This window comes from Ferroplasma sp. Type II, assembly GCF_000496155.1.
This window is the reverse complement of the sequence record NZ_KI542832.1, coordinates 1-6,316: the sequence shown is the minus strand read 5'-3', so window position 1 is coordinate 6,316 and position 6,316 is coordinate 1. Positions and strand designations below refer to the sequence as shown.

5 protein-coding genes and 1 pseudogene are annotated in these 6,316 nt (G+C 39.5%); 3 read left to right on the top strand and 3 right to left on the bottom strand.

Translation table 11 applies throughout. From position 1 onward, the window contains the following. Positions 1–1,077 (bottom strand): annotated as a pseudogene (gene iscB / locus AMDU4_RS13405) (RNA-guided endonuclease IscB); the annotation flags it as partial. 422 nt (positions 1,078–1,499) lie between these two features. Here iscB and AMDU4_RS13400 point away from each other — a divergent pair. Next, on the top strand, positions 1,500–2,504 hold the full coding sequence (locus AMDU4_RS13400; protein WP_021788465.1) for a hypothetical protein: 1,005 nt from the start codon (positions 1,500–1,502) through the stop codon (positions 2,502–2,504). On the opposite strand, the gene AMDU4_RS13395 is transcribed toward AMDU4_RS13400, so the two are convergent. Next, positions 2,485–3,054: a DUF998 domain-containing protein gene (locus AMDU4_RS13395; protein ID WP_021788464.1), complete on the bottom strand. Its 570-nt coding sequence runs from the start codon at positions 3,052–3,054 to the stop codon at positions 2,485–2,487. The two genes, AMDU4_RS13400 and AMDU4_RS13395, sit on opposite strands and share 20 nt — an antisense overlap. A 60-nt stretch (positions 3,055–3,114) precedes the next feature. Continuing rightward, entirely contained in the window at positions 3,115–3,621 is a 507-nt protein-coding gene (locus AMDU4_RS13390) for an inorganic diphosphatase (protein WP_021788463.1), read from the bottom strand. A 496-nt stretch (positions 3,622–4,117) separates the two neighbouring features. On the opposite strand from AMDU4_RS13390, the gene AMDU4_RS13385 reads away from it, so the two are divergent. Together AMDU4_RS13385 and AMDU4_RS13380 are read left to right on the top strand one after the other, a co-directional pair. Beyond that, on the top strand, positions 4,118–5,353 hold the full coding sequence (locus AMDU4_RS13385) for an iron-containing alcohol dehydrogenase (protein WP_021788462.1): 1,236 nt from the start codon (positions 4,118–4,120) through the stop codon (positions 5,351–5,353). Positions 5,354–5,372: 19 nt separating this feature from the next. Beyond that, positions 5,373–6,316, top strand: a 944-nt coding sequence (locus AMDU4_RS13380) for an aldehyde dehydrogenase (RefSeq protein ID WP_021788461.1), incomplete at its 3' end; no start/stop codon positions are given.

Here is a 6,316-nt window from a genome sequence, read left to right as displayed (position 1 = left end):
TCGTGCTTATATTCATCTTCTTTTCACCATTCCTTATTATTACATAATTTCCATAACTATGAACCCCAACAACGTCGTATCTGCTCTCCCCGAATTCCACTACATCACCGGGTTGTAAGGGGTATCTTTTCCTTCTTATTGATGGCCTGAATCCCTTCCTGTTTGTCTGGATAGAACGGTTGTCCCTCCTTCTCTGTGTGATTGTAAATGGCAATACCCTGGCCTGGTTGGTTCCTCCAGCAATCACAAATGCATCGTTGGCATGGCTCTTATCCAACCCCAAAGAAATACGATTCCTCTTTGTGATGTAACCGAATGTATGATCTGCTCCAGTTAGCTGAGTGAGTTTCCACCTTACAGTGTTCATGAAAGCCGCATCTCTTAACGGCATCAATGCACTCTTTCTCAGATCGGGATATCCGAACTCTTCTGCGGTAAGGTTGTTCTTCTTCTGGTTGCATTCATGGCATGAGATGGCAAGGTTGTCTACTGTATTAGAGCCGCCCCTTGATCTGGGTGTGAGATGCTCTATTTCAAGAGGCACACCGGTCTTGCTGCAATACACACAGATATGATGGAACTTCTCAAGGAGATATTCTCTGATCTCATATCCCTGAAGTTCTCCCTGCTGGTACTCTATTCCACTTATCTCAGGGTTCTTCATCTTCTGCTGATCGAATGAAGCAACCTCAATAATAATATCGGATATTGTAAGTATTTTTTTCAGTTTCTCAATCAGTCTTATGTGAGTCTGTAGTTTGTGATCTATGCTGGGTGCAAGCCATCCTTTCTTTTTGTTTCCACGGTTCATAAATCTTGGTTTCCTGTACCAGAGTTTGTCTCTCCTGTTCCTACGGTACATAGATTTCTCTTTATTGAGTTTGGGTATATCAGTTCCTTCTTTTCTGTTACTGCAGAGAATCCAATGTGCTTGTATCCGGCATCTATACCCAATATTACTGGCTGCTTTGTCTCTCCGGTTGCATAGAGGAGCTGAATAGTGAATGGATTTGAACTGATCACCCTTGCTTTTCCAGATTTCAATAGTGTTCGTGCCTTTCCTGGTGTTGTCGGCATTAATGGTTCGTTGCGCATGTTTATAACGGGAACCCTCAGGTCCTGTCCAGCCATGCCTGACTGTAGGTCCACATTGGGGTTGTTAGAAGGGGTTTTTAAACCATGCACACTGAGAGTTTCCTCTCTGTTTAATGCATGATCACAGTTGCCACGGACTTGTGGAGCATCCGTAGGTGTGTATGTATTTCTCCAATCTAACTTCTGCTTCTCTTTCATGTTTTTCACCATGTCTTTCAAAGCCCCCTAATCAACTCTTGCGCTGTTCCTCACGGAACAAGCCCCTTCCGTCAGGGAGGGGTAGTTGACTATTACCATCCGGTATTATTGGATTTATACAATATACTCATTAACTTTATATAATTTACTGGATTTTCTATTGCACCGTATGAATATTTTAATATGAGTTGCTGATATATAATCGTATGATTACCGTTTACAGCCCATTGAGAATAAGCTTTGCGGGTGGGGGAACAGATATAAGCCCATTTTTAGAAAATTATGGAGGTGCAGTACTGAATACCACAATAGACCGTGGAATAATGATACGGTATATTGATGATGGGGGATCACTGGAGGTTTCTTCCAGGGACTTCCTGAGGTCTGCACTCATATCATCAACCAACAATACTTCCATGGAAAACAAGATTATCAATATGTTCATGGAAAATGGCATAGATACTGGAAGAATAATTATGAATAATGATGTTCCACCTGGTTCAGGCCTAGGTTCCAGTTCGGCATTAATCAATGGAATAATAAAGGCAATCTATGCAATCAAAAGGAAGGATATAGACCCATACGATCTCGCAAAGGAGTCCTACCTCTCGGAAAAAAATAAATTCAATATTATCCTGGGAAAGCAGGATCCCTATGCTATTTCTGTTGGGGGTTTAAAATATATGGAATTCAGAAGGAGTGGTGAAGTAACACAAAAATTTGCACTGTCAGATCCCTTTGTAACAAACCTCGAAAAATCAATGATACTGGTTTATACCGGCAATACCAGGGAAAGTTCAAGGAGTCTTCAGGATCAGGTTGCAAAATCAGAAAATGGCGATGAAAAAACAATGGAAAGCCTGAATAAACTCAAGGATCTTGCATTAAATCTAAGCAAGGCTATCAAGTCACATAACAGGGATGAAGTTTACAGCATTGTGAATGAAGGTTGGAGTATAAAAAAATCACTGGGCACCAGTGTAACAAATAAAAGAATAGATACAATAATAGATTATGCTCTTGATAACGGTGCAAAATCAGCAAAGTTGCTTGGAGGAGGTGCTGAAGGATTCATCCTGCTTATAGGGGAAAGAGAAAATATTGATTCACTGCAGCATAAAATGATGTCTCAGTCAGATTTTGTAATACGTATCCGTTTTGATGGGGAAGGCACAAGGGTGATAAGAAATTTCATTGAGCCTCATGAGTAGAAAGGTAAACTCCGAGAATGCTCGACCATGAACCCAGTAAAACTGCCTCTGCCATTTCCGTTACAGAGAGGCCAATTTTTAGATGTATGTATTCAAACAATACGAGAATACCAAAAATTATTGTCCCAAGCGACGCCACACCAGCAAAGAAACCATAATAGCTCAAATAATTCCTTATCCTGTAAAAACTGAATATTATTATGCCTACTGGTGTGAAAATAAAATATATTATAGCAATTGCAAGATGCAGATTTCCATAATTTTCATTGAAAATCCCGATGAGAAAAAGTGATACAGAACCCAGCATTATAAAGCCAATAGACAGGAACTTTATTTGAATTTGCCTGTATAGCATAAGGGCAAAAATAAATACAGATATGCCGCCTATTATGACCGCAGCATCAAAGATATAATAATATCTGTGGATTCCAAGGCTGCTCAGGGAATTGGTGTACCATGAAAAATAGGCAGACATCCTTATGTCCAGCAATATAAGCAATATTGTTATGGCCGGACCGAAAAGGCCGATTAGAAATTTCTTTGAACTCATATGGATATTACAACATCACAACTAAAAAAAATCTTTGTATTAAAACAAAAGTTATGGGAATCAAAGAAGGGATTCCTTTATCTGTTTTATAGCTTCATCTTTACCCTTGAAGTCATGGAAAGTCATGAATTTGCCCTTTTCCAGCTCCTTGTAATGCTGGAAGAAATGCTTTATCTTATTTTTCACAGCTTCAGGAATGTTTTCAATATCTTTGTATTCAGCAGACATCGGATCGACCTTGTCAATAGGGACTGCAATAACCTTATTGTCTGAACCTTCCTCATCACTCATTTCGGCTATCCCTATGGCCCTGCATTTCAATATGGATCCTGAGGGAATGGGCACTGAGGAAATGACAAGAACATCAAGGGGGTCTTCATCCTTTGCTTTGGTATTAAGGATAAAACCATAGTTGGTTGGGTATACCATTGATGTGAACAGTATCCTGTCAAGAACTATATTATCTACATCGGGCTTATATTCGAGCTTTGTGTTTCCACCCTGAGGAATTTCTATAAAAACATAGAAAGACTCAGGAAAGTCTTTAGTTTGTACATCAAATTTCATGAAAATGAATGCTTATATAGCATAAAAAGATTTTCCAGATGACTATATTATCAGGAATATTCTTATAAACTCCTTATAAACTCCTTATAAACTCCTTATAAACTCCTTATAAACTCCTTATAAACTCCTTATAAACTCCTTATAAACTCCTTATAAACTCCTTATAAACTCCTTATAAACTCCTTATACTTATATCGTGATAAAACAGTATAGCTATGGTACTTATCCAGAAGAAACTGAAATATCCATGAATTGGAAAAAACAGAAGTGAACATTAACAGGTACTTTATAATTTGTAAAACCTTGTTCTGCACCATTAAATTTAAACTTCCCCGCGATTACTTACCATAAGGATGGGAAATAGGTTTGCGTGAGCCTTGAGAAAATTCTAATAAAAATTAATCCAGAGTGTACATCCAGCAACTACAGGTTTCATCTATTATGGGTGCAGATGATTGAATAATAATAATTATATATAAATTAAATATACATTTGAATGGAAGATTTTGAGCATGTATATACGTATGATAAAGGGTTGAAATTCGACCAGGTAAAGAGGATTTTATTTGGGAAAGGTCAGTCGGATCAGGTGGGTAATCAACTAAAGGAAATAAAGAAGAAAAATACAATAATAGTTACAGATCCAAATGTCTATAAATTTGGTCTCCTTGCTAAAATAGAAAGCTCACTTTCCGAAGCAGGAATAAAATATGAGGTATATGACAGAATTTCAAATGAACCAACAATGGAAAATATTGTGAATGCAGTGGAGTTCGCAAGATCCAACGGAAATTTTGACTCTGTAGTTGCAGTAGGTGGTGGAAGCGTGCTTGACACAAGCAAAATGGTAGCCTCGATGGTTACAAATAGTGGAGAACCCAAAGAATATCTTACTCCAATTGAGGATAAATTCAAAAATCCTGGACTTCCAAAGATTCTTATCCCAACAACCGGTGGCACCGGCAGCGAAGTTTCAAATATGTCTGTTGTCATAGAGAAGGAATCGATGTATAAAACATGGGCAGCAAGCAGCAATCTTCTCGCAGATACGGCAATAGTAGATCCTGTTCTGAATGTCAGTGCACCACCCAGAACAACAGCAGCAAGCGGAATGGACGCTCTTGCCCATAATGTAGAGGGATTGATAAGCAAGGAGGCAAATCCCATATCTGATGGAATTGCAACAAAAGCATCCTCACTGATTTTCAGAAATCTTAGAACAGCATTTAATAGTCCAGACAACATAGAAGCCAGATCTGCGATGTCATTGTCAGCTATGCTTGGAGGGATGGTTATAACATTTCCCTGGGTGGCTGGACCGTCGGTGCTGGGACATTGTCTCGGGGAAGCCTTCGGGCCCAAGTACGGGGCTATACATGGCGTAGCTGTTGGTATGTCCCTTCCATATATACTGGATTACAATATATCTGCTGCCTATAATAAGATAGGAACACTTGCAAGGATCTTCAATATACCTCACAAGGGAGAATCTGCCAGGGCAGTTGCATCAAAAATTGCTCCTGTCATAATTCAGCTTCTAGAGGACTTGGAAATGCCGACCACATTAAAGCAGATAAATTTCCCAAAAACCGATATAGAAAAATTTGGTGAATACATATTTTCCACAAGACAGAAGCTCTATGACCTTCCAAGGTTTAACCCCAGGAGGCTAACTCTGGAAAACTCCATACAGCTTATAAGGAATATGTACGATGGAACACTGGAAAATTAAAACAAATAGGTGAACAATAATGGAAACATATAAGATGTTTATAAATGGAGAATGGGTTGAATCGTCAAATGAAGAAGTTCTTGATGTTAAAAACCCATCCACTGGGACAACAATGGCAAAAGTTCAGTCAGCTTCCAATGAGGATGTCCATAGAGCTATAGACGCCGCCAGAAACTCATTTGACTCCGGCATTTGGAGCAGACTTCCACCAGGAGAGCGTTCAAACATACTCCTGAGGGTGGCGGAATTGCTTGAGAAGAACCAGGAGGAATTTATTAAAATCGAGACGGAAAATTCAGGAAAAAGCATTAAACAGGTATCTGGGTATGATATTCCCTATACTATAGATAACATACGTTTTATAGCTGGTGCATGCAGAACTCTCGAAGGAAAAGCCATGGCGGAATATGTGAGTGACGGAACAAGTGCCATAAGAAGAGAGCCCATAGGAGCTATCGGCATAATAACTCCCTGGAATTACCCACTGATGATGGTTATCTGGCGTGCATTTCCTGCAATTGCTATGGGCAATTCGGTTGTTGTTAAGCCTGCTAGTTATACACCACTTACAACACTTAAACTTGCCAAAATCCTTCAAGATGCTGGAGTTCCTGACGGCGTTTTTAATGTCATCACTGGTCCTGGAAGTTCTGTGGGTGAGGAAATGGCGAAAAGCGATAAACTTGAAATGATCGCCTTTACAGGGAGCACGGAGGTTGGCAAACGCCTTTCAGTACTTGGAGCATCCAACCTAAAGAAAGTATCTCTGGAACTTGGAGGAAAAGCCCCTTTTATTGTTTTCAAGGATGCCAACATAGATGCTGCAGTTGAAAGTGCCATAGTAGGCGGACTTGTAAACAATGGACAGGATTGTGCAAATTCCACTAGATATTACATTCAGGAAGAGGTATTCGACAAGTTTCTTGCCAGGCTCAGAGAGAGAATACAAAAGTTGAACATAGG